This is a genomic window from Rosistilla carotiformis, assembly GCF_007753095.1.
Taxonomy (GTDB): Bacteria; Planctomycetota; Planctomycetia; order Pirellulales; family Pirellulaceae; genus Rosistilla; species Rosistilla carotiformis.
On record NZ_CP036348.1, the window covers coordinates 3266853 to 3286205 of the forward strand.

The 19353-nt window shown below is 57.2% G+C and carries 15 protein-coding genes; 9 read left to right on the plus strand and 6 right to left on the minus strand.

What is annotated here, in order from left to right; translation table 11 throughout:
• The first annotated feature begins 64 nt into the window (after positions 1 to 64).
• The 4 genes from Poly24_RS11910 to Poly24_RS11925 all read left to right on the plus strand — a co-directional run bounded on the left by Poly24_RS11910 (position 65) and on the right by Poly24_RS11925 (position 6053).
• Positions 65 to 1870, plus strand: a complete 1806-nt coding sequence (locus Poly24_RS11910; protein WP_145095134.1) for a biotin/lipoyl-containing protein — start codon at positions 65 to 67, stop codon at positions 1868 to 1870.
• A 612-nt stretch (positions 1871 to 2482) separates the two neighbouring features.
• The gene (locus Poly24_RS11915) at positions 2483 to 3853 is read left to right on the plus strand and encodes an MFS transporter (RefSeq protein WP_145095137.1); all 1371 of its coding nucleotides are present in this window, start codon (positions 2483 to 2485) and stop codon (positions 3851 to 3853) included.
• A gap of 470 nt (positions 3854 to 4323) precedes the next feature.
• Positions 4324 to 5373 carry a DUF1559 family PulG-like putative transporter gene (locus tag Poly24_RS11920; protein WP_197452516.1) on the plus strand — a complete coding sequence of 350 codons (1050 nt, stop codon included), beginning with the start codon at positions 4324 to 4326 and terminating at the stop codon, positions 5371 to 5373.
• Between the two features lie 269 nt (positions 5374 to 5642).
• Complete coding sequence (locus Poly24_RS11925; protein WP_145095143.1) at positions 5643 to 6053, plus strand: carboxypeptidase-like regulatory domain-containing protein; 411 nt, start codon at positions 5643 to 5645, stop codon at positions 6051 to 6053.
• A 128-nt stretch (positions 6054 to 6181) separates the two neighbouring features.
• On the opposite strand, the gene Poly24_RS11930 is transcribed toward Poly24_RS11925, so the two are convergent.
• The 3 genes from Poly24_RS11930 to Poly24_RS11940 all read right to left on the minus strand — a co-directional run bounded on the left by Poly24_RS11930 (position 6182) and on the right by Poly24_RS11940 (position 11313).
• Positions 6182 to 7729: a hypothetical protein gene (locus tag Poly24_RS11930; protein ID WP_145095147.1), complete on the minus strand. Its 1548-nt coding sequence runs from the start codon at positions 7727 to 7729 to the stop codon at positions 6182 to 6184.
• A gap of 94 nt (positions 7730 to 7823) precedes the next feature.
• Complete coding sequence (gene polA / locus Poly24_RS11935) at positions 7824 to 10613, minus strand: DNA polymerase I (RefSeq protein WP_197452517.1); 2790 nt, start codon at positions 10611 to 10613, stop codon at positions 7824 to 7826.
• 145 nt (positions 10614 to 10758) lie between these two features.
• Entirely contained in the window at positions 10759 to 11313 is a 555-nt protein-coding gene (locus Poly24_RS11940; protein WP_145095150.1) for a hypothetical protein, read from the minus strand.
• A gap of 89 nt (positions 11314 to 11402) precedes the next feature.
• Between Poly24_RS11940 and Poly24_RS11945 the strand changes: the two genes are divergently transcribed.
• Positions 11403 to 12695 carry a Gfo/Idh/MocA family protein gene (locus tag Poly24_RS11945; protein ID WP_231753596.1) on the plus strand — a complete coding sequence of 431 codons (1293 nt, stop codon included), beginning with the start codon at positions 11403 to 11405 and terminating at the stop codon, positions 12693 to 12695.
• Positions 12696 to 12705: 10 nt separating this feature from the next.
• On the plus strand, positions 12706 to 13401 hold the full coding sequence (gene ispD / locus Poly24_RS11950) for a 2-C-methyl-D-erythritol 4-phosphate cytidylyltransferase (RefSeq protein WP_145095153.1): 696 nt from the start codon (positions 12706 to 12708) through the stop codon (positions 13399 to 13401).
• 87 nt (positions 13402 to 13488) lie between these two features.
• Here ispD and map read toward each other — a convergent pair whose 3' ends face one another.
• From map to Poly24_RS11965, 3 genes are all read right to left on the minus strand, one after another.
• A complete protein-coding gene (gene map, locus Poly24_RS11955; protein WP_145095156.1) occupies positions 13489 to 14286 on the minus strand; it encodes a type I methionyl aminopeptidase in 798 nt (265 codons plus the stop codon).
• 313 nt (positions 14287 to 14599) lie between these two features.
• Positions 14600 to 14950 (minus strand): arsenate reductase (glutaredoxin), encoded by a 351-nt coding sequence (gene arsC, locus Poly24_RS11960; RefSeq protein ID WP_145095158.1) that lies wholly within the window; start codon positions 14948 to 14950, stop codon positions 14600 to 14602.
• Positions 14951 to 15080: 130 nt separating this feature from the next.
• On the minus strand, positions 15081 to 16235 hold the full coding sequence (locus Poly24_RS11965) for a XylR family transcriptional regulator (RefSeq protein WP_145095161.1): 1155 nt from the start codon (positions 16233 to 16235) through the stop codon (positions 15081 to 15083).
• Positions 16236 to 16629: 394 nt separating this feature from the next.
• Here Poly24_RS11965 and Poly24_RS11970 point away from each other — a divergent pair, with 394 nt between their 5' ends.
• The 3 genes from Poly24_RS11970 (at position 16630) to Poly24_RS11980 (ending at position 19351) form a co-directional block, all read left to right on the plus strand.
• Entirely contained in the window at positions 16630 to 17556 is a 927-nt protein-coding gene (locus Poly24_RS11970) for a DUF1559 family PulG-like putative transporter (protein ID WP_197452519.1), read from the plus strand.
• A 103-nt stretch (positions 17557 to 17659) separates the two neighbouring features.
• On the plus strand, positions 17660 to 18070 hold the full coding sequence (locus Poly24_RS11975) for a transthyretin-like family protein (protein ID WP_145095167.1): 411 nt from the start codon (positions 17660 to 17662) through the stop codon (positions 18068 to 18070).
• A 123-nt stretch (positions 18071 to 18193) separates the two neighbouring features.
• Positions 18194 to 19351, plus strand: coding sequence for a sialidase family protein (locus tag Poly24_RS11980; RefSeq protein WP_145095171.1), 1158 nt, complete (start codon positions 18194 to 18196; stop codon positions 19349 to 19351).
• Positions 19352 to 19353 lie beyond the last annotated feature (2 nt).

The following is a 19353-nucleotide window of genomic DNA, read 5'->3' on the forward strand; positions in this document are numbered from 1 at the left end:
ATAAAAAACTAACGAAGACGAAATCAGCAAAGGCGATTCAGTGGCGAAGAAACGAATCCAGTTCATGTGTACGGCGTTCCGCGACGGATTTCAGTCGGTCTATGGCGCGCGCGTCCTCACCCCCGATTTCCTTCCCGCTGTCGAAGCGGCTCGCGACGCGGGGATCAGCTGGCTGGAAGCTGGCGGCGGGGCCCGCTTCCAATCGTTGTACTTCTACTGCAACGAAGACGCCTTCGACATGATGGATGCGTTCCGAGGCGCCGCCGGTCCCGATGCCAACTTGCAAACGCTGGCTCGGGGCGTGAACGTCGTCGGCCTCGATTCGCAGTCCAGCGACATCATCGACCTGCATGCCAAGCTGTTCAAAAAACATGGCATGACGACGATCCGCAACTTCGACGCCCTAAACGATGTCGAGAACCTGATTCACAGCGGCCGCTGCATCACCGATGCAGGATTAAAGCATCAGGTCTGCGTGACGCTGATGGAATTGCCTCCCGGCTGCACCGGCGCCCACGACGCGGCGTTCTACAGCGACACGCTGCAAAAAATCTTGGACGCCGACATTCCCTTCGACGCCGTCTGCTTTAAAGACGCTTCGGGAACCGCGGTCCCGTCGAAGGTCTACGAGACGATCGCGGCAGCTCGCAAGATGCTGCCCGCCGGCACGTTCATCCATTTCCACACGCACGAAACCGCCGGCGTCAGCGTGCTGGCGAACAAAGCGGCAATCGACGCGGGAGCCGATGCGATCGACCTGTCGATGGCGCCGTGCTCAGGCGGCACCTGCCAGCCCGATATCCTGGTGATGTGGCACGCGCTGCGTGGCACCGAATACGACCTGGACGTCGATGTCGAAAAAGTCCGCGCGGCCGAAGAGGTCTTCAAGGACTGCATGAAAGATTATTTCCTGCCTCCCGAAGCGACCGCCGTCGAACCGTTGATCCCATGGAGTCCGATGCCCGGCGGCGCGCTGACGGCCAACACCCAGATGTTGCGCGACAACAACATCATGGAGAAATATCCGCAGATCATCGCGGCGATGAGCGATGTCGTCCGCAAGGGTGGCTACGGAACCTCGGTCACTCCCGTCTCGCAGTTCTATTTTCAGCAAGCCTTCAACAACGTGATGTTTGGCCCATGGAAAAAGATCGCCGAACCGTACGGTAAAATGGTCCTCGGCTACTTCGGCAAAACGCCTGTTCCGCCCGATGCCGCTATCGTCAAATTAGCCGAAGAACAGCTGAGCCTTCCCGTGACCACGCGTCCGGTACTAGAACTCAACGACGCCGATCCGTCCAAGGGAATCGCAGCGGCGACCGCCGTATTGCAAGAAGCCGATCTGCCGGTGACCGACGAAAACATCTTCATCGCGTCGACCTGCAAAGAAAAGGGAGTCCGGTTCCTGCAAGGCAAAGCCGAACTCGGAATCCGGAAGATCGACAAGGCAGCCGAAGCGGCAACCGCCGCCGCGGCTCCGGCAGCGACGACCAACGGCCCCGCCGAATACAACGTCTCGGTCAACGGCAACGACATCTTCATGGCCTTTGAAGGGAACATGGTCACCGTCGGCGGCAAGGTCTACCGCGTGGCGATCAAACCCGAATCGGGCGGTTCCGCAACAACCAACTCCGCCGCCAACGGATCCACAAGCTCGACCGACATCACGAGCCAGATGCCCGGCAGCGTCTTTAAACAGCTCGTCCAACCGGGCCAAAAGGTTCGCGAAGGGGAATCGATCTTGATCCTCGAGGCGATGAAGATGGAGATGGAAGTCGCGTCGCCGATCGACGGCACCGTCGCCACTGTCAACGTCCAGGTCGGTGATCAAGTCGCGACCGGCCAAGTGCTGGCGACGATCACGGCATAACGTTCGGACAATCTGCGTTGATGGAGTCAAGCGCTGGAGTCAAGGCTTTAGCCGACGAGCCCCCTCTCTCCCCGCTCAAAAAATTCGGCTAAAGCCTCTTACTCGAGCGCGGCAATGCGCTGGAGTCAAGGCTTTAGCCGACGAGCCCCCACTCTCCCCGCTCAAAAAATTCGGCTAAAGCCTCTTACTCGAGCGCGGCAATGCGCTGGAGTCAAGGCTTTAGCCGACGAGCCCCCACTCCGCTCCTCAAAAATTCGGCTAAAGCCTCTTACTCGAGTGCGGCAATGCGCTGGAGTCGAGGCTTCCGCCGACGAGCCCTCTCTCCCCGCTCAAAAAATTCGGCTAAAGCCTCTTACTCCAGCGCGGCAAAACGGTGGAGTCGAGTCTTCCGCCGACGAGCCCTCTCTCCACGCTGAAAATTCGGCTAAAGCCTCTTACTCCAGCGCGGGATTCATCGCTTCCGCCGACAAGATCCTCGATCTTCGTGAACCTCCATCACTGCGGGGGTGTCCCAGACAGACACCTAAACCCCCGATCGACGCGGCGCGGTAAACGTCGCACAATCGAAAGGAAGTATCGCCCGCGCCGCCCACCGTTTTGGATCATTAACGTATGGAAGGAAGTCACGACGAATCGGAAGCGATTCGGCAATCGCGCTACGAACGTTTGGTATTGTTTATCCTTGCGTCGGTTCAATTCATCACGATCGTCGATTTTATGATCGTCATGCCGTTGGGGCCTCAATTGATGCGGACCCTGCAAATCAATCCGACGCAATTTGGCCTGATCGTTTCCTCCTACACCTTCGCCGCTGGAGTTGCTGGGATCATCGCTTCGTCGTTGGCCGATCGGTTTGCGCGGCGGACAACTTTCCTTGTTCTGTTTGCTGGCTTTCTGCTGGGAACGCTCGCTTGCGGCCTCGCCCCTACCTACGATCTGCTGCTCGTTGCCCGCGTGGTGACGGGAGCGTTCGGCGGTGTGTTGGGTGGGATTACGATGGCGATCATCGGTGACGTCTTTCCCGAAGAACGCCGCGGCCGCGCTACCGGCACACTGATGACAGGTTTTGCCCTGGCTTCGGTTGCGGGAGTCCCTTTCGGTTTGGTCTTGGGGACCAACTTCGGATGGCATGTTCCGTTTGTGGTTCTGGCTTTGGGCGGGTTTCCGATTCTCATGTTGGCGCGGCTGGCCTTGCCGCCGTTGGACGCTCACATTCACGACGTGCAAACCAATCCACTGAAGTCGCTGGTCGAAACGTTTTCGGATCGCAATCACCTGAATGCGTTTGCATTGATCGTTTCGTTGATGATCGGCAGTTTCACCGTCTTTCCCTATCTGAGCGCCTACCTGGTCAGTAACGTCGGAATGACGGAGAACCAACTTCCGTTAATCTACATCTGTGGTGGCGCGTTAACGTTGTTGGCAGCGCCAGTTGTCGGACGGTGCGCCGATCGCTATGGCAAGCGACGTGTCTACCGCATCGTCGCCCCCGCCTCGGCGGTGCTGCTGTTCGTCGTCACCCATCTTCCCGCCACACACGTCGCGGTCGCCGTCGCGATCTTTGGTGCGTTGATGGTCTGCAATGTGGGACGGATGATCCCGGCGATGGCGATCGTTACCAGCAGCGTCCGGCGGGAACGTCGTGGCGCTTTCCTGAGTGCAAACTCGTCGGTGCAGCATGTCGCCAGCGGCATCGGCGCCTACTTGGGCGGAATGATCGTGGTCGAATCGAGCGACGGAAAGTTGGAAAACTTTGGTACGGTGGGGTGGATCGCCGCCGCGGCGACCCTGTTCACATTGTGGCTTGTCGGTCGCGTTGAAGTCGCTAGCGATATCGATCCGAACGCGGCGCCATCGGCTGCATCGCTGGCGATCGCTGCCGCCGCCGAAGCTTCGGTCGACGCGGGGGAAGCGTTGGTAGGGCTCAGCGGCGAACATCCCACGCTGACAAAGGACAACTCGATCGTCTCTCCGATCGATTGAGTCGTATCGACGCGCCTCCACTGCACGTTGCTTTCTGATTCCTCCGCGCCATCGATGACAGCGTGAAGTCTCTTCGCAGGTAGAGAACATCCACTTCCCGACGTGCGGGCATCTATTTTTCGAATGTTCACTTTGCGAGCAAGAACGTCAGATGAACGTGCCGTTGATGTGAGACGCGATGCGCGGAGGTTGTCGTTGTTGCGGTGAGACGTTTGTAACACAAGCATATGTTCTCCACATAAAAACTTGAAATTCAAATCGGCGAACCGGGAGGATGACGGTGGAATGCTGTCATGCGGATGTGTGACCAAACAAAAAAACATAAAAATCGCGATCTTAGCCACGTGACGTCTTGACGCTCGTGTGGTAGGTTGCGGTCGCCAAGGCGGGTGGTGTGTCGGGATTCAATTGCATTCGTGTTTGAATCCATGTTGGTTCGACATTCGAAATTCAATGCAGGGAGGGGCGCGATGAAGAAGACGCAAGACTTTACAAGAACGACTGGCTTTACGCTGGTTGAGTTACTGGTTGTAATCGCCATCATTGGAATATTGGTCGGTTTATTGTTGCCGGCGGTTCAAGCGGCCAGAGAGGCTGCAAGGCGAATGAAGTGCAGCAGTCATCTAAAGCAGATTGGACTTGCGATTCACAATTATCACGACACGTTCGGCAGACTTCCGCCAGGAGGGATGCCCGAAGGTGATCCCAGCATTACGAATCAAGCTCAAGCTTCATGGTTGGTTCGCATTCTACCATTTATCGAACAGTCGGCGATCTATGATCAAGCCACCTTCGTCGGTACCGATTGGGTAGGGACCGGGACCGATCGCAATTGGAAGATTAAGGACGGGACGGTGATCGATATCTACGACTGTCCCTCGAGCGATCTGCCCAACGTTCAAACCGACAGTACCAGCGGAGGAACACGCGGACTGGGGGCGCCCACATCGATCACCGTGCAGGTGCCCAGCTATGTTGGTATCGCGGGGACGTCTCAAGATCCAAGCAATATCGCAACGCGAGTCTCACCATCGGTCAACGGCGTGGGGCACCAGAGTTTTAATGGCGTTATGCCGATTTCCAGCAATTTGGCCAATCCCACCACGCCGGTCCTGAAGTTTCGCGACATTTTGGATGGAACCAGTAATACATTCTGCGTGGGGGAACAATCTTCCTCGCTTCGTGAGCACTCGACGGGCGCTTCGCGTTTGCGAGACTGTCGCTCTGGGAGTCGTCGCGGAGGAATGTGGTCCAGCGGGAATGCGCGTGGGAATGCCAATTCTCAAGCGTACAATTTGACGACGATTATGCGCCCAGTGAACTCGAATATCTATGTGAACAATTCCTGTTCCGAATTTCACGGCCTCGCGAAGAATACAACCCTGCGCTCGAACCACCCCGGCGGAGCCCAGTTTGCTGTGGCCGATGGCGCGGTGCGTTTTGTTTCCGAAACCATCGATTATGTGGACCTGATCAAACTGGCCGATCGCCGCGACGGACTTGTGCTTTCGGGATTCTAAGTGGAACCGCGTCGGACCCGAGTTCATGCAACCAGAACGGTTGAACTTAGATTAGGAATAGGACCCATCGTCGGTCGGATTCCTCATCGCGAGAATGCGTCGCTGCACTCGGTACAGCGAACGGTTTGCTCGTGAGACGAATGGGGAGACTGAAGTAGACCGCTTGAGTCGGTGGGCCGCAATGCGGAGTGTGATTTCGATGGATTGAAGTCTTGGAGATTGTTTTGGGATGCAGGGAACGCGAACCTTCGAATCGAGGAATGTCACCTGTGAGTCACCCAAAATTTGTCACCAGCGGTTTATTCCAATGCTTCGAGTTTCTGGTCTTGGCCTGCGGATTGTCTGCGTTTATCGGTTGCAGCGGATCGGATCCGCTGCTCGCTGATGTGCGAGGACAAGTGACCGACAAAGGCCAGCCGTTGGCCGGGGTGACGTTGATGTTTATCCCCGAAAGTGGGAATGGCGCGCCTTCCGAAGCGGTGACCAATTCCGACGGCGAATATGTCTTGAGTTATGCCAATGGGGAAGTCGGCGCAAGAATGGGGAAACAGGCGGTGCTTCTAACCGTGACACAGCCGACAGGCAACGAGAGCATGCCGACGACCCCGGCAGGTTATAGCAAACAGATCGACGTGGTCGCTGGCGAAAACGTCTTCAATTTTGATCTGTCAGAATTCTAGAAACACCCGCATTCTATGTTTCCCACGCCACGGGAAACGCGGGTTCGGTTCGCCGACCACGCCGCAATCGCTTGAAGCGCTGGAGGCGGCAAATCGGAATGCTCATCGCTAGGAACGTCTTGTAGAGATTAGTTCTTTCCCGGGATTCGGTTCAGCGTATAGTAGGCATTGGCGTGCAGCAGCGGTTGCCCCTCGGTGTCGCGGACGCCGGGAGCGTGCAGTTCGTGAACGAAGAACCGACGCAGCGGGTCGACCTTTAGACGCACGCGGCGTCCGTCATCCGACACGTCAACCGGTTCGACATTCAAGACGCGGTCTTGGATTTCATCGCTCCCATATCCCGATTGGTAACGATACGTGTAGCTGCGGATCGAATACGAATCGGCATTCTTTAAGCTGTCGCGATCCATCGGTTTGGTGAAGACCAATTCAAATCCGTCGGGCGTCGCCCGCATCTCTTGGATCTCGGTCGGCATCTTGCCGGTCCATACCAAACGCTGCAAACCGTAGGAAGCCTCTCCAAGGCTGCTCCACCCACGATTGGTCAGTCCCACAAAAACGCTGCCGTCGTTCCCTTGGGTCAGCCGCAAAACCGCGGATCCCAAACCACGGCGGAAGGGAAAACAGGCTCCCTGATATTCGCCGTCGACCTTTTCTAAAAAGACACGATTGATCGAAGCTTGGGTGAATTCGCCGATCAACAACTGACCGGCAAACGGACCGAAGCCTCCTTCGCTGGCGTCCAACATGACGTCGGTCGTCGATTGCCCCATTTTCTTGTAAGGAAACCAAACCGCAGGCGGTTGCATCGCTGGCATCCGCTGTAGCGCTTCGGGCAATGCGATGCCATCGGGAACCTGGGTGATTCCCTGAATGGTCGAACCGGGCTGCTGCATCGAAGCGAGTGCTTCGGCATGATGAAAGAAGACTCCAGGACGCATGTGATGCAGCGAATTGGTGGCGACCCAGTTCCCTTGCTGATCGGTGTAGAACATGTCTCCGGCGGCGTTCGAACCAAGCCCCGATGGCGACCGCATCCCCGCGCAAACGGGATTTAGTTTCCCCGTCGGGTCAACCATCATTCCCCAACCGCGCCACAGCCCTTGTCGGTAGCCCAGCTTGGGATCGGTGACCGCGTATCGCTGTTGGTCTTTGTTGAGTCCCAGGCCGATGTTTAGTGTCAGCCACAGATTTCCGTGGCCATCCAGCTTGGGACCATACGCGTATTCGTGATAATGTCCAGTGACTCCCCAGCCTTTGGCAACCGTTCGGTATTCGTCGGCAACGTCATCGCCATCCAGATCCGCAAGACGTGTCAATTCGCTGCGTTGGACACAGTAATAGGCATCGTTGTGTTTCAGCAGCCCGAGCGGCTCATGAAGCGCCGTCGCAAAACGGTGATATCCCACTTTGGCGGGCGGGTCATCGTAAACACCATCCAGAAACCAGACCTCTCCTTTGCGGATAGCGACCGCGATCCGTGAGTCGTCGACACGCGTGATCCCGCTGACTTCCAGCGTCAGCCCATCGGGGGCGGGTTTCCAGTTTTGCGAACGCGACGCGGTTTGCGCCTTGGGAGTGCTGATCGAGATGATTCGATAGTAATCCGCTTCGTCTGCCGCAGCACAGGGGAACGCGGTAAGGGCGAACAGCAACAGGGAAAGCGATGGCTTCATATTCTTCAATCGTCGGGCGGTAGAGGGCAGCGAACGGGCGGGTTTTCAAACGCGGTCGCCACGATGGTACCATATTCCCCCCATGCGATGGTGCTCAGTGGGCTTCGAGCCAGTTTTTACCGACCCCCGTTTCGACCACGATCGGAACACTCATCGGAAACGCCGTTCGCATTGCCTCTTCAATTAAAGGCACCGCGCTCTCTTGCTCCGATTTATGCAGGTCGAAGACGATTTCATCGTGAACGGTCAACAGCATCTTGGTCTTCATGTCCGCAGCCTTCAGCGCCGCATGCACCTTGATCATCGCCAGCTTCAGCATGTCGGCGGCCGTTCCTTGGATCGGACTGTTCATCGCCAAGCGTTCCGACGCGGTGCGAGCGGAATGATTGCGCGAGGTGATGTCGCGGAGATAGCGGCGGCGGCCGGTCTTGGTGACAACGTAGCCATGTTCTTTGGCAAACGCGATCGTCGCATCGATGTAGGTTTGCACGCCGGGGTACTTTTCAAAGTAGTTGTCGATTAGCGCCGACGCTTCGCCGCGAGGAATGTTTAATCGTTGCTGCAATCCAAAAGCCGAGATCCCGTACAGGATGCCGAAGTTGACCGTCTTGGCTTTGTCTCGCATCTCGCGGGTGACGTCGGCGAGGTCGACTTTGTAGACCTTCGATGCGGTGACCGTATGGATGTCCTCTCCACTTGTAAAGGCTTCGATCATCCCCGCGTCTTGACTCAGTTCCGCCATGATCCGCAATTCGATTTGCGAATAATCGGCCGAGAGGATCAAGTAGTCGTCGTCGCGAGGCACAAACGCCGCTCGAATTTCTTTGCCACGCGCCTTGCGGATCGGAATCGTTTGCAGGTTCGGATCGTTCGACTGCATCCGTCCCGTCGCGGTCCATGTCTGGCTGTAATGCGTGTGCAGCCGTCCTGTCTGCGGATTTACCGCTGCCGGCAATTGATCGACATAGGTGTTTTTGAGTTTGACGGCGCTGCGGTAGTCGAGGATATCCTGCACGATCTCGTGCCGCCCGGAGAGCCGCAGCAACTCGGATTCACGCGTTGAATATTGGCCCGTCGCCGTCTTCTTCGGCTTGTCGTCGATCTGTAGATCTTCGTACAAGACAACGCCCAACTGCTTTGGCGAATCGATGTTAAATTCGCGGCCGGCGGCGGAGTGGATCCGGGCTGTCAGATCGGCAATCTCTCCTTCGAGATGTTTTGAATAGACGGCCAGCGAATCGACATCCAATCGAATACCTTCGAATTCCATGTCGACCAGCACGGGGATCAGCGGGCATTCGACTTCGTAGCAAACCTGGCTGACGCCACGATTTTCGATGTCGGCCCGGATGACATCGTTGATTCGCCACGTGACGTCCGCGTCCTCACAGGCGTATTGGGCCAATTGTTCCAGCGGCACGTCACGCATGTTTTTCTGTTCGGGCCCCTTGGGGCCAATTAAATCGCTGGTCGGGATTGGCGTGTAACCGAGGTACAGCTTTGCCAGATAATCGAGTCCATGTCGCATCTCGGGCTCTTTCATCGAATGCGCCAGCATCGTATCGAACAACGCACCGCGGACTTCGATTCCCTGCCACTTCAACAGCGTGATGTCGTACTTCAGGTTGTGGCCAACCTTTTCAATCGCTTCGTTTTCAAAGACCGGGCGGAACTGTTCCAGCACGGTCTTGGTTTCTTCAGGCGAGGTCGGGAAGACGACGTAATAGGCTTCGTTGTCCGCAAACGAAAACGACAAACCGAGAGGTTCCACTTCGCGTGGATTCAGCCCCGTCGTCTCGGTGTCGAAACAGATTCGCTTTTGGGCCAACAGCTTCTCCACCAGCGCGCTCCGCTCGTTAGCGGTCGTGATCGTGTGGTAGGTGTGAGGCGAATTGTGGATCGTTTTCTCTTCGACCGGCTCGTCGAAGAACAGCTGTTGTTGGATTTCGGCTTCCCGCTTTTCGCGGACCACTTTGGCTTTCGTGGCTCCCACCGAAAACGATTTGCCGAACATGCGTTTGCCAAACGTTTCAAATTCAAGTTCCATGAACAATTGGCTGAGTCGCTCTTTGTCAAAATCTTTCGCCTTCAGCGAATCGAGATCGATCGTGTGCGGCACGTCTAAAAGAATCGTTGCCAAGCGTTTGGACAGGATCGCATCATCGGCCCCTTGCTCAACGCGTTCGCGTTGTTTGCCTTTAAGTTTGCCGGTCGACTGCAACAGATTTTCGATCGATCCAAAGTCGGCGATTAGCTTCTGAGCTGTTTTCTCCCCGATCCCTTTGATCCCCGGAATGTTATCGCTGGCATCCCCCATCAACCCCAAGATGTCGATGAACTGACGAACGTTTTCGAGTCCCCATTTTTCGAGCACGTCGGCCACGCCGACCACTTCGTGCGTGTTCCCCTGCCGTCCGGGTCGGTAGATGTAGATGTTGTCGGTCAGCAGTTGTTGGAAGTCTTTATCGGGAGTGACCATGTAGGTCGTGAAATGCTGCTGTTCGGCTTCGTGCGCCAGCGTGCCGATGATGTCGTCGGCTTCGTACCCATCGATCGTGATCACGGGAATATTGAAGGCTTCGAACAACCGGAAGACCAGTGGGATCTGGCTGGAAAGATCTTCGGGCATCGCATCGCGCTGCGCCTTGTAGGCGGGATATTCGATGTGCCGATGGGTGGGCGCGGAGGTGTCGAAGACCGCGGCGATGTGCGAAGGCTCTTCGCGTTTCAAGATATCCAGGATGGCGTTGGTCATCCCAAACACCGCCGACGTGCAGACGCTCGCCGACGTGTAACGAGGGCTGCGCACCATGGCAAAATGGGCGCGATAGATCAGCGCCATTCCGTCCAACAGGAACAGCCGCTTAATCAGGGGATCGGTCATCGGCTGGGTCTCCTTCGATGGATTGAACTTTCCGTTTTCTCCCGGCAGTTATGTCGGGTTTACCAGTGATTGGCAAGAGCCAACCGTTGGGGAAAGCGTATCCACCGCGGACGCCTGCGCGCTTCGCGTCGATCCGTGGGCGAAGCTATTCGCGGATCGCCATCTGTCGCACTTGCCCCATGTCCAATGGCGTCAGGACACCCTGTTGCGATCGATTGGCCGTCATCATCGTACGGTCAAACGGCAGTCCGTAGGCGACAAACGCGCCGCTGGTTCCATCGAGAACGTACAGTACGGTTCCGGCGGGCGCACTGCGTCCACCGCCGGGGAAGTTGGCATCGCCGGTGACCATGATGTATTTCGACCCCTTTTCGCCACGGCCTGCGAGCGCTTCGCCCACGTTGGCGCTAAAGACCGCTCCAAACTTTGCCGTTCGCGGGTACATCACATAGCACTGCAGTAATCCGGTCGCATGGTCTAATACGAACAACCCTTCGGCATCTCCGCTGACACGGCCCGTCGCGAGCGAAAATTCCTCTCCCGAATCACTGGCCGTGGCGTTGATCAAATGAGGCGGCAGCGAGAACCCTGGTTCGCGGGTTTGCGTGCCGGCCAGGTAACCGATGCCACACAGCAGGCAGGCGGCCAAGACGCCGTAAAATCCTTTCATACCAGCACAACAAGAGGAAGTCTCGTTCATTCTTTTCACTCCGAACATTGGACAATAGGGGGATCGGCCACCACAAGAACCGCCACGGTGGATTGTACGCCAACGCACCGCGATTTACGATGCACATCCTTAAACAAATCCTCCGCTCGCCGAAATTGCAATCGATCGCGAGCCGGGCTTTTTGCACCACGCTGAATTACGGGAGTTACGACAAGATGGGAATCAACGCACCGCTGAACCGAAAGCTGCGGATGGGAATGGTCGGAGGCGGCCAGGGATCATTCATTGGACGCGTGCATTCGATCGCGGCATGCCTTGATAACCGCGCCGTCGTGACCGCCGGAGCGCTATCGAGCAATCCCGAGCGATCCAAAGCGTCGGCTCCCGATTATGCGATCAGCGAAGACCGGGCCTACGGTTCCTACGAGGACATGTTGGACGCCGAGAGCAAGTTGCCCGACGATCAACGGATCGATTTCGTCAGCATCACAACTCCCAACCACACGCACTTCGAAGTCGCACTGGCCGCGGTCGAAGCCGGTTTTAATGTCGTCTGCGACAAGCCGATGACCTTCGATCTTGCCCAAGCGGAAACGCTTGCCAAAGCGGTCGAACAGAGCGATGTGATCTTCGCGTTGTCGCACAACTACACCGGCTATCCATTGGTCCGCCAAGCACGCGAAATGATCGCCAGCGGCGAACTGGGGGAGATCCAAGCGATCCGCAGCAACTACATCCAAGGATGGCTGCGAACCCGCTTGGAAGATTCGGATCAGAAACAAGCTGCATGGCGCACCGACCCGACAAAAAGTGGTGCCGCGGGCTGCTTCGGCGACATCGCCACGCACGCCTACAACCTGGGCCGCTACATGACGGGCTTGTTGCCCGATCAGATCAGTTGCCATTTGAAAACGTTTGAACCCGGCCGCAAACTGGATGATTACGGAACCGCCGTGATCCGTTACCAAAACGGTGCCTTGGGAACGGTCACCGCGTCGCAGATCAGCCACGGTCGCGAAAACGATGTCTCGATCGAGATCGATGGCACCAAGGGGGCATTGCAATGGCGGCAGGAGAATCCGAACGAGATGATCGTTCGGGCCAATGGCCAGCCGCATAAGATTTACACCCGCGATCCAAACGCGCCCCACACGACGCCCGGTGCGGCGGCAGCTTGCCGTTTGCCTAGCGGTCACCCGGAAGGCTTCTTCGAAGCGTTTGCCAACGTCTATGCATCGGCCTTCGATGCGATGGTCGCCCGCGCCGAAGGAGGCCCGATCGAACGCGTCAACACGATCTATCCGAATGTGAACGACGGCGTCGAAGGAATGTACTTCATCCAACAGTGCGTCGAGAGCAGCAAGCAGGACGCGGCGTGGTTGCCGCTGAAGCACGAGCGAGCTCGCAGGTAGGCCCCTCGCGATGCAAGCTTTCTTGGAACCTGGATCGGTCGCGGTGATTTTTCCCGCGGCCGGGACCAGCCGTCGTTTTGGCGGGCCGCAATCGAAGATCTTCGCCAGCTTGGCGGGGCATCCCGTTTGGTGGCACGCGGCGCAGCGATTGCGCGCGTTTGCCGAAGTCGGTCAAATCGTGATCGCGATCCATCCGGACGACCGTCCGCGTTGGGAAAGCGAGTTTTCCGAAGCGGTCTCGACGCTGGGAATCGACCTGGTCGATGGAGGCAGCGAACGTTATGAGAGCGTGTTGCAAGCGATCGCGCGAATCGATTGCGCATCCTACATCGCCGTCCACGACGCCGCGCGGCCGCTGGTTCCGAATGCTGATTTGCAGCGTCTGTTTGTTGCCGCCGCATCGCACGACGCGGTGATGTTGGCCACGCCTGTTCGGGGCACGATCAAACGAGCCAACGTGGAATCGATCGTGCAAACGACGGTGGATCGATCACGATTGTGGGAAGCGCAGACGCCGCAATTGTTCCGGCGTCAGCTGTTGGTCGATGCATACGCGCGATGGCGCGGATGGCCGGTGACCGATGATGCCAGCCTCGTCGAACGCGCCGGCGGCAAGGTCCATTTGGTCGAAGGGTCGCCTCTGAATCTAAAGATCACCAGCCCCGACGACCTGTTGTTGGCGGAAGCGATCATACAGTCGCGTTAGGGGGCTTCGGAGCTCCCACCAGTCCTTCGGCGGGCACTCCCATTCGATCCGCCGCAAGGCAGAGAATTTCCTCTTCCCGCTGACGGATTAAAAGATGTGGCCTTTTTTCGGTCCATCTTGGGTTTGAGTGAGGATTTGAGGGCCCGCTTCGGTCATCAACACGGTGTGCTCGAACTGAGCCGAAAAGCGACCATCCTTGGTTCGCACGGTCCAGCCGTCGACACTATCGAGGGTCGTAAAGCGGCTGCCGGCGTTAATCATCGGTTCGACGGTAAACGCCATTCCGGGCAACAGCCGATCTTGCCGGCTCTGTCGGTTCGGATAGTGCGGAATCGATGGGTCTTGGTGGAACTGGCGGCCCAAACCGTGCCCGACGTATTCGCGGACAACGCTGAATCCGCGGCGATGGGCTTCGGCCACGATCGCATCACCAATCACCGACACCTTACAACCTGGGGTCAGTGCATCGATCCCGATGTACAGGCAATCGAAAGCGCACTGCGTCACCGCGCGGGCTTCGTCGCTGACCTCTCCGATCAAAAACGTTTCGGACTGGTCGCCGAACCAGCCGTTGACGACCGAGGTGATGTCGACGTTCACGATGTCGCCGTCGACAAGCGTGTAATCCCCTGGAATTCCGTGGCAGATCACATCATTGATGCTCGTGCAACAACTCTTCGTAAACCCCTGGTATCCCAGCGTCGCAGGTTTGTGCCCATGATCGATCGTGAATTTGTGAATCAATTCATCGATCGTGCCGGTTTGGATGCCAGCCTTTACGTGCGGGCGAACGTAATCCAACAGCTTGGCATTAAAACGCCCCGCTGCAATCATCGCCTCGCGTCCCGCTTTCTGCAGCAACAGCTTTTTCCGGTTCTGTAACATTCGCATCGTCCTTTGTGTCGCCCAAACCAGATCGGAATCCGAAGATCACGCAAACGCAGCTATAAGCAAATCGAATCAAGTTCATAACATCGCGTATTTAAAGGCCCGTGCCCCGCAACACGCGATCATGCAAGTTTAACAAACTGGAGATTGAAAACCAATCAGTCGCTTTAAGATTCGCATCGGTCAATCAATTGCTTTGCGTTGACGATGTGGCCTGGAGTGGATGGTAGCACATGGGAGGGTGCCCTTCCGGCAAACGGCTGCCAGGCAGGCATTTCCATGCACCTGGCGGATTGGCCATCGCAACGCATTAGTTGTCCAGTATTGCCGCGATGTTCTCGATCGGGCGACCGATTGCAGCTTGGCCTTCGTGAACGACGATTGGCCGTTCGATCAGCTTTGGGTTGGCAGCCAAAACGGCCAACCACTCTTTGTCGGAAAGTGGCTTCTCCCCCAGCCCCAGTTCTTTGAAGACCGCTTCGCCACGCCGCGCCAACTGTTGCGGCGGAATCCCTAACATCGCAACGATCTCGGATAGTTCTTTTTCGGTCGGGGGCGTTTCGAGATATTTAACGACCGTATATTCGATCTTTCGGCTATCCAGCAATTCGACGGCGGCGCGCGATTTCGAACAGCGAGGGTTGTGATAAATCGTGGTCATGGGATCCTTGCGGCGTTGCGAAAAAGAAGGCGGATGACGCGCGGCGGGACTTCGTTCGATCCTCGACCAACGCGGGGGATGATTGTATCGCGTCGACGAATCGGATCGAAGAGGTCCGCGAACCGCAGCCCTAGCGATGCTGCAAACGAAACTGCTTCGGCGTGATCCCCAATTGTTGCTGAAAGACGCGACACAAGTTTTGCGACGTTTGAAACCCGGTGCGGCGAGCGATCGCGATGATCTTGTCGTCGGTCTCCAACAGTTCCTTCCGGGCTCGGTTCAGTCGGACGTGTCGCAGTTCTTCCATCGGCGGGCGAATGTAGTATTCCCGAAATGCTTTCTCGAGCCCGCTGCGCGACATCGCAACGTGCCGCACGACATCCGTCATGTCGATCGCTTCGGCGCTGTGATCGTGGATGAAGCGGAGTGCGGCGACCACGGCGGGATGTTCCACGGCGAGACTGTCGGTGCTGCGCCGCTGGCAAACGCCGACCGCGGGAATATAGATCGGCGTCGCGGGAGCTGGCTCGCCACAGATCAGACGTTCCAACAGCGCAGCCCCTTGATAGCCGACCTGTTCCCAATTCGTGTTCACGCTCGATAGCGGCACACGCAGGCAATCGCAGATCGTATCGGTGTTGTCGACGCCCAGCACCGCAACTTGATCGGGAATCGCGATCCCCGCGGCGATGCACGCCTCGATCACTTCCACCGCTTCGACATCGCGCATCGCGAACACCGCCAACGGTTTGGGAAGCGTCGAAAGCCGCCGCACCAACCATCGGTGCCGTTGTTCACGCGTGTCGGAGCTGCGTCCCGCCTCCTTGTTCCAATTGAGCACCTCGCATCGATGCCCCGCCACCGCCAGCGCCGTTTTAAACGCATCGCGACGAACCCGGCTGACGCCCAGATCCCAGCGATGCACAAAGGCAAAATTCCGAAACCCTCGCTCGACAAAATGCGCTGCCGCAATCCGTCCGATCGCCGCATTGTCCATCGTGACCCGGGGCAACGCGATATCGGGGCGGCTTTCCGCCAGATCGACGATCGGCACCTTCAAGCGTCGCAGCTTGCGCCACAGGTTTTGCCTCGCCCCCAGCAACGTCACCACTCCATCGCCGCGCCAGTGCTCGGGAACCAAATCATCGAAGTCGGCCGTCACGTGCCAATGATGATCGCGCGCAAATCGGGCAACCCCATGATGGATCTCCGGGTAATACCAACCCAATGCAAGCAGGATATTGCGCGTTTCATTTCCCGGTCTCTCCACGTCTTGTAATCCCATGCGTCCCACCACTTCACAAACAGCAACGCGTTGACAAGACACGCCCTGTTCGTGCCTGAAACCATTTCCCTGCACACCAGCCAATAAGCAACGTAATCTGCGGTAGTGAAAATGCCAATACTTTTGCGGAACATGCGAATTGTCACCACGCGATCTTCACCTAGAATACAGCGGTGCTTATCCGGGCACTGCTGGCCCTAAACGGCAGATCGAGCAGCATTGATGAATTCCAAACGCATGCCATCACCTCAAACGCGGGGCGACGGGCATGCAAAAAGCTTTTGTTGCGAAACGACCGGTGATTTCACTTTGGTTTCGCGACGCCCCACCAGACGTTGTGTCCACAACGAAGAGATTCATTCGACTTTCCTATAGTTCCGTTGAGGTTCATGTGATGAAACGCAAACATTTAGGCTTCACCCTCGTCGAGCTGTTGGTTGTGATCGCAATCATCGGCATACTCGTCGGCCTGCTTTTGCCCGCAGTTCAAGCGGCTCGCGAGGCGGCTCGTCGGATGCAGTGCTCTAACAATCTCAAGCAGATCGGTTTGGCATTGCACAACTACCACGATACCTATCGGGTCTTGCCCACGGGCCAGCTGAGTGTCGAAACCGATAAGGTTTGCGTCGCCGACGGCTGTCGCTTTGCCAAATCGGGCTGGGCGTGGAGTGCGTTGATTCTTCCATTCCTCGAGTCGCAGAACATGTACGACCAGTTGGAGGTCACGCAAAAGCATTTGAAAGAACAGTACCTGAATCCATTGGTCGATCAACCTCTACCCGCCTATCGCTGTCCGTCGGATATCGGTGAGGACCAGAGCGGGCACGTCGAAAGCTTTGGGCGATCGAACTACCCCGCCGTCTTCGGCTATTTGCGGCAATGGGTCAAAGACGAACCGCTGCCGATTCGCCCCGAAGGCGCGTTTGGCGTCAATGCCAAAGTCGCATTCCGCGACGTGTTGGATGGATTGAGCAACACATTGTTTATCGGGGAACGGTCGTCAGAAAAACGCACCACCGGTACCGACGACGGCTACGGAGCGGCCGTTTGGCCTGGCGCACCGCGGACGCACAAATGTTTGTCCTGCAGCGGTGGCGGGTTGCTCACAATCGTTGGCGTCGTCACGTCCCCCATCAACGATCCCGCCTTGGTGTCGGCAACTAATTGGACGGGCAACCAGCCCTTCACCAGCCTTCATCCCGGCGGCGCGATGTTTGTGCTTGGCGATGGATCGGTCAGCTTCCTCACCGAAACCATCGACCAAACGGTCTATCAATATTTGGGCCACAAATCGGATGGAAATCCGGTCTCACTGCCCTAACGAACCGCGTAAGGCAAAAGGAGGGTCGCCGTCGACCCTCTGCCCAACGATTCACTCCCTCCCCCTCCATCGCGTTCTTCGGTTTACCATGCCTTCACTTGCCATGTTGCTATCCGTTTCTCCGCAACGATCTGTATTCGCCGCCGCTCTGCTCACCCTTGTGTTGGTCGGATGCGGCGGATCCAACCTACCTGAACTCGGTGCGGTCACCGGCGTCGTTACCTACGAAGGGCGACCGGTCCCCAGTGCCGTCGTGACATTCCAACCTCAGGAAGGACGGCCGTCGGTTGCAATGACCGACGACCAAGGACAATATGAATTGTTGTTTGTGAAGGATGCTCCCGGAGCGTTGCTGGGGGATCACAAGGTCACGATCAGCAATGAATCGGCGATGGAAGGGGATCAATCGCCAAGCGATGCGATGCCGCTGCTGCCAGCGAAATTCAATGCCCAGTCCACCTTGACCGCGGTGGTCGAACCCGGTTCGCAAACGATCGACTTTGCTCTGGAATAGACTAGGCCAAAGCCGTGCTCATTCCGCGGTTCGTCGTTTGCCCATAAGCTGAGTTTAGCCGCGTCCTCACCCACGTTTCCCTACGACTCCTCGCATCCCATCTCCAACAAAGGATTTCTCACCATGCTCCAGCGATTCTTAATTTCTGCAGGCTGTCTTTTAAGCGGCCTTGGGCTCGCTCACGCCGCCGAAAAGCCCAACCTTCCGATCGTCGATATCGCCAAGCAAACCGACCGGCATGTCGTGATCGCAGAGGGAACACCCAAGGTCTACCAAGGCCATCCAACGACACTGTTGATGCCCGATGGAAAAACGATCTTCACGGTCTGGTGCATCAATCACGGCGGATCGGCGGGACCGATGGCCAAGAGCAGCGATGGAGGGCTGACCTGGTCGCGAATCGACGATCAATTGCCCGCTGGATTTTCGACCCATCAGAATTGCCCCAGCATCTACCGGTTGGTCGGTCCCGATAAAAAGGAACGGCTGTGGGTTTGGTCGGCAGCGCTCGGCAAACGAGGCGGTCCGGGAATGCCTAGCATCATGAGCGAAGATGGTGGGGCGACGTGGAAAGAGATGCCGCCACTTGGATTTCCCTGCGTGATGACATTCAGCAGCGTCTTGCAACGCAAAGACGGCAGCTACATTGGGTTTTTCCACAAGGGCCCCGACGGAAAGGATCGCACACCATTGAACGTTCTGCAGACCGTGACCAACGATGGTGGGCTCACATGGTCGGAACCACGCGTGGTTGCCGCGGTGGAAGGGAAGAACCCATGCGAACCGTTTGCGTTGCGATCGCCCGACGGAAAACAGATCTGCGTCCTGATGCGAGAGAACACCCACCGTGGCCGCAGTTTGATGATGTTCTCCGATGACGAAGGGGAAACGTGGAGCGAACCGGTCGACACATCGTGGGGCTTGACCGGCGATCGACACATCGGCGTTCAATTGGAAGATGGCCGCTGGGTGTTCGCGTTCCGCGACGTCGCGATCAACAGCCCCACCCGCGGCGACTTCGTCGCTTGGGTCGGAACCTACGATGACATCCGCAACGGCCGACCGGGACAATATCGGATCAAGCTGCTGCAGAACTACGCCTCCAACCGCCTCGATTGCGGTTATCCCGGCGTGGAACTTCTGCCCGACGGAACGATCGTCGCCACGACTTACGTCAAATATGCTCCCGGCCCCGAAAAGCATTCGGTCGTTTCGACTCGGTTCAAAATTGCCGAAACCGATGCGATGGCCAACGACATCAAGACTTCAAACAACAAGTAACG